Below are 4,085 nucleotides of genomic sequence, written 5' to 3'. Positions count from 1 at the left end.
GCCACGTCGCTTATTACGGGAATATTGACAACCATGCGCATAGCTTCGGGCCACAAGTCGTTGATGTCGGCGACGAAGGGAATATGTAGTGTTTCAGCTGCTTCTGCACACACCCGTGCAACATCGTTAGGGGGGATCTCGGCGTAGATAAGATCGTAAGTGCCCGCCGTACGCTCGAAGTGAGCACGCAGATTTTTGGCAGCAGCATGATGGCTGCGTATACGTTCCAGATCAAGATTTCGTGCGTACCCAGGCTCTTCGATGAATATTATGCGATAGGGAAGCCCTTGGTAGCAAGGCTTAGTACGGTCTCGCTGCGCCTTTTCCCAATGTTGAAACGATGAAGTGATAAGGTCAACCTCAAAGCCCTCGCGTACCAGCAGCTCTGCCAAGAATCGAAAGCGGGTATAGCCGCGTGTTTCGTCGCCAAGTTTTACGCCCATGGTGACAATGGCGATATGCTTGGCCGCGCGCTGGCGGCCACCGGATGCTTTTGCTGTGGGATTCGTTTCCATAACCGAGCCATTATAGCAAGTGCGCACCAATACGTACCGTGAAACCCTGTCGTTCCACAAGAAAGGATAGGGAAGGTTGGTCGGGTTGATTCGCAAGTTGATCCGCACCACCGGTGTTGTGTTTAAGAATTCAACTTACCAAAGGGTGAGAAGGAGTGTGGTTCGGGGGGGGGGGCAAGGCAAGCCTACCGGAAGTTTTGAGAGCGGAATCGAGCATGCAAGAAATCGAATGGCGGCAGCCTCAAGGGTTGCCGCCATTCGACGTTTTCGACAGCCTATTAGAAAGCTTGGGGCGTGTGCCAGCCCCGAAGCGCTTACTTCTCCTCCGGCTCCTTCGCGATAAGCACGGGGATTTCAGATGACCGCAGCACGCCGTAGCTGACGCTGCCCAGCATGCCGCGTAAAAGCCCCAAGCCGCGCGATCCCATGATGATGAGGTCGCAGCCATACTCGTGCGCGTAGTCGGTAATGCCGTCCACGATAGACACGGCATTCACGGCCTGCACGCTCACGGGGTTCGGCAGGCCGTCGAGCAGTGATCCGATGGCCTTGTCCATGCCTTCTTTCTCGCGCGCGAGGGCGGCATCGACAAGTTTGCAGTACAGGTCGGGATCGACTGCCAGTGGAGGCATGCTCTCGTAGGGGTTGGCATCCAGCCCTAGCGACGGCGGCATCTCCGACACGTAGATGATGTCTACGACATGCAGTCCGATGGCCGGATCCTCTTCTGCCAGGCCGCGAGCGACTCCAAGTGCATGCACGGCATGCTCGGACTTGTCGAACGGAACGAGGATGTTAGAGAACTTCATCGCTGCCACCTCCATAAAATACCTGATAGGATAACGAAACATTTATATCGCAGGAACAGGTCCTGCGGCGACTATGCGGAAAATCCTTCGAGCACCTCTACCACGGAAACGCGGGCTTCCCGAAGTGGGGCCATGATCTCCTGTGCTGCAACGATGTTGCCGTCCCGCAGCGCATCGCTGATGTGGCAGGATATACGGTATAGGTCGGTGAACGAGAGGTTTCCGACAATGCCCTTGAGAGAATGCGCCTCACGAAACGCCTGCGCGGCATCGCCAGATTCCAACGCCTTCTCAAGTGCCTCGAAATGCCGATCGTCGAGAAACTTCACTGCGAGCCGGCGGTAAAGCGCATCGTTGCCGCCGAATCGATCCATTGCCTCGGCGTAGTCGATGCCGCCTTTTGCCAGCGCTTCTACAGGGTTGTTCGCGGTGCTCATCAAGCTACCTCCCTCCACTTTTCTCGCGTGTCCCATGCCGTCGACGAAGACGAACGAGTAACTAAGTATAACCTCGAGGGTGCGGAAAGGAGATGCCGCACTCTCCGTCCGTCATATGGTCGTTACCTTATAACCTACGCACCGCCGTGTCCGCCATCGGTCGGCCCAGGTGGGTGCCAGGCTCTTCCCGTGGCGAGCAGCGATGGGCCTCGACCCTGCTCAATGATGAACAGAGATCTATGCTATCTCTATAATAGATAGCCAATCATGGCATATTCGCATAAGCATCGTGCGCTGGAAGTCTTGACAGGCGGCGCTCATCCCGTAAGATACTCACTTATGGCTTCTCTTTTCGTACATACCGGGGATATGATGATGCCCAAGCCTGGGTCGGTCGGCTCGTACGCCGACGCTCAGGCATAGCTTCCGTGCGGCCTCGCCTTTGCCGGTGGACCGCAATCCTGTACGAACGATTAGATCGAGAACACCATGATCCAGCTTGAACATCTGCAAAAAACCTACGGCGCTACCGAAAACGCCCACCATGCGCTGCGCGATGTGAGTCTGACCATCGAGGACGGCGACGTCTTCGGTATCATCGGTGCGTCCGGGGCGGGGAAGTCCACGCTGGTGCGCTGCATCAACCTGCTCGAGCGCCCCACGGGCGGACGCATTGCCATCGACGGCCGCGACGTGACGAACCTCGCGGGGAAGGACCTTTTAGAGCTGCGCGCTTCCATCGGCATGATCTTCCAGAACTTCAGCTTGTTCCAGCAGCGCACGGTGCTGGGCAACGTGATGTTTCCCCTGGAGCTTTGCCGCGCAGCAAATCCCCTTGGGGGGCGCCGCACAGCAGACTCTCCTGGAGGACGTGGTGAGAGGAAGGATGCTGCGGAAAAGCGCGCCGGCGAATTGCTGGAGTTGGTGGGGCTGTCCGATAAGGCCGACCGTTATCCGAGCCAGCTTTCCGGTGGCCAGCAGCAGCGCGTGGCCATTGCCCGCGCGCTCGCGAACAATCCGAAGGTGATGCTCTGCGACGAGGCCACCAGTGCGCTCGACACGCGCACGACGGTGTCGATTTTGAGCCTGTTGAAAGACATCAACGAGGAACTGGGCGTCACCATGGTGGTTATCACGCACTCACTGGCCGTGGCGCAAAAGATTTGCAACCGCATCGCGGTCATCGACGAAGGGCGCATCGTGGAGGAGGGCTTTACTGCAGATGTGTTCTCGAGCCCGCAAAGCCCGGTGACTCGCGAGCTCATCGCCTACGACACCCTGTCCGGGGAGCCAGGCGCATGGAGGGTGCCCGAGGCGGATCGCGCGAACAAGCGCCTTGGCGATCCGGCGGCGGCTGTGCTCAAGGACGCGATCGATTCGTCGACGAACCCGGTGGTGCGCATCGACGGGCAGGTGAGGTAGCATGGACTTCCTCGCTTCGTTCTTCGACCAATACGGGTTGCTGCTGGCGCAAGGCACGCTCGACACGCTGGTCATGACGGTGGTCGCTACGCTGTTCGCCTACGTCATCGGCGTGCCGCTGGGCGTGGCCTTGGTGGTGACGGCCCCTGGCGGCCTGCGTCCTCACCGCGCTCTCAGCACGGTGCTGGGCTGGATCGTAAACGTCGGGCGCTCCATCCCGTTTATCATCCTGCTGGTGGCGCTTATCCCGTTGACGCGCCTCATTGTGGGCACGTCGCTGGGCGTTCCCGGTGCCGTGGTGCCGCTGGTGGCGGCAGCTGCGCCGTTCGTGGGGCGCATGGTCGAACAAAGCCTGGCCGAGGTGGACGGGGGCCTGGTGGAGGCGGCGCAGAGCTTCGGTGCCAGCGTCTGGCAGATCGTGCGCAAGGTGTTCTTGCGCGAGAGCCTGCCGTCGCTTATCCGTGGTGCGTCCATCACCTTCATCACGCTGTTCGGCTACGTGGCTATGGCGGGTACGGTGGGCGCCGGCGGCTTGGGCGATATCGCCATTCGCTACGGCTACCAGCACTATCAGCCTGAGGTGATGGTGGCGCGCAAGGTGGACAAACGCAAATAGCACGTCGCCTGCAAAAACTGCAACCCATGACTTATGCGTCATTTGAAGAGAAACAAGAGGAAGGAACTTACCATGAAAGCGAAAACCGTACTGAAAGCGGTTGCCACGGTGGCAATTGCGGGCGCAGCGCTGGCGGCCCTCGCCGGCTGCGGAGGCGCGGCGGGCGCGAAGATCGCCGTGCCGTCCGATCCGACGAACGAGGCGCGTGCTCTGCTGCTGCTGCAGGATCAGGGCCTCATCAAGCTCAAGGACGGCACCGGCCTTGAGGCTACGAAGAACGACATCG

General features: G+C 59.5%; 5 protein-coding genes and 1 pseudogene. 3 read left to right on the top strand and 3 right to left on the bottom strand.

Features of this window, described 5'->3' with window-relative positions; translation table 11 throughout:
* The 3 genes and pseudogenes from RR842_RS10995 to RR842_RS10985 form a co-directional block, all read right to left on the bottom strand.
* Positions 1-626, bottom strand: a pseudogene (locus RR842_RS10995) (hypothetical protein); the annotation flags it as partial.
* A 203-nt stretch (positions 627-829) separates the two neighbouring features.
* Positions 830-1,324 carry a universal stress protein gene (locus RR842_RS10990; protein WP_332513737.1) on the bottom strand — a complete coding sequence of 165 codons (495 nt, stop codon included), beginning with the start codon at positions 1,322-1,324 and terminating at the stop codon, positions 830-832.
* Positions 1,325-1,395: 71 nt separating this feature from the next.
* Positions 1,396-1,761 (bottom strand): Hpt domain-containing protein, encoded by a 366-nt coding sequence (locus RR842_RS10985; protein ID WP_332513739.1) that lies wholly within the window; start codon positions 1,759-1,761, stop codon positions 1,396-1,398.
* A gap of 489 nt (positions 1,762-2,250) precedes the next feature.
* Between RR842_RS10985 and RR842_RS10980 the strand changes: the two genes are divergently transcribed.
* The 3 genes from RR842_RS10980 to RR842_RS10970 all read left to right on the top strand — a co-directional run.
* Positions 2,251-3,183: an ATP-binding cassette domain-containing protein gene (locus RR842_RS10980; protein WP_332518240.1), complete on the top strand. Its 933-nt coding sequence runs from the start codon at positions 2,251-2,253 to the stop codon at positions 3,181-3,183.
* 1 nt (position 3,184) lies between these two features.
* Positions 3,185-3,799 (top strand): methionine ABC transporter permease, encoded by a 615-nt coding sequence (locus RR842_RS10975; protein WP_332729752.1) that lies wholly within the window; start codon positions 3,185-3,187, stop codon positions 3,797-3,799.
* 72 nt (positions 3,800-3,871) lie between these two features.
* Positions 3,872-4,085, top strand: a 214-nt coding sequence (locus RR842_RS10970) for a MetQ/NlpA family ABC transporter substrate-binding protein (protein WP_332729751.1), incomplete at its 3' end; no start/stop codon positions are given.

Source organism: Gordonibacter sp. (assembly GCF_036667095.1).
Lineage (GTDB): Bacteria > Actinomycetota > Coriobacteriia > Coriobacteriales > Eggerthellaceae > Gordonibacter.
This window is presented reverse-complemented; position numbering and strand designations above follow the sequence as displayed.